Below are 876 nucleotides of genomic sequence, written 5' to 3' on the forward strand. Positions count from 1 at the left end.
CCAGCGGAGTAAGATATGCTGATCGACAAAGACCCCTATCACTGCTTCATGCCCTATGAGGCGATCCCGGTGGCCAGTGCGGCCGATGGTCCGCTCGCGGGGCTGACGCTGGCGGTCAAGGACATCTATGACGTTGCGGGCTATCGCACCGGATCGGGCTGTCCGCTGCGGCTGGCGCAAAGCCCGGTCGCCACAGTCACGGCCCCGGCGGTGCAGCGGCTGCTGGATGCAGGCGCGCGCTTTGTGGGCAAGACGCATACCGATGAGCTCGCCTGGTCGATGTATGGCATGAACGCGCATTTCGGCACGCCGGTGAATCCTGCGGCCCCGGATCGTATTCCCGGCGGGTCGTCGTCCGGGTCAGCCGTGGCGGTGGCCGGGGGACTTGCCGATATCGCCATCGGGTCGGACACCGGCGGGTCGGTGCGCGCGCCCGCCAGTTTCTGCGGCATCTGGGGGCTGCGGCCCACCCATGGCAGCGTGTCGCTGGACCGGGTGCAGCCGCTGGCACCGAGCTATGACACCGGCGGCTTCTTTGCCCGGGACGGTGGCACGCTGGGCCGCGTGGCCGAGGTGCTGATCGGCGCGGATCAGGTGGTGTTGCCCGATACGCCGGACCTGCTGCGGCCTGCCGATATGCTGTCCCAGCTCGGGTCAGACCAGCGGGGGGTCTATGACGCGGTGTTTGGCGCGCTGTGGGCGCGGGAGGTGAAGGTGTTTCCCCAAGGGGTCGAGGCGGCGATTGCCACCTTCCTTGCCACCATGGGTGGAGATGCGCAGGCGGCAATCGTGCCGTGGATCCGCGCGTCTGGCATGCCGCTGGTGCGTGGCATCGACGGGCGGGCGGCGGCGGCAGAGGCGCTGAGCGCGGCGCAG

Annotated in this window: 1 protein-coding gene; it reads left to right on the forward strand. The window is 69.2% G+C overall.

Annotated elements, in window-relative coordinates:
* Positions 1-15 precede the first annotated feature (15 nt).
* Positions 16-876: amidase family protein (locus P775_RS15320; protein WP_099911793.1), on the forward strand; the 861-nt coding region annotated here is incomplete at its 3' end.

Origin of the sequence: Puniceibacterium antarcticum (assembly GCF_002760615.1) — a bacterium.
GTDB classification, from domain to species: Bacteria; Pseudomonadota; Alphaproteobacteria; order Rhodobacterales; family Rhodobacteraceae; genus Puniceibacterium; species Puniceibacterium antarcticum.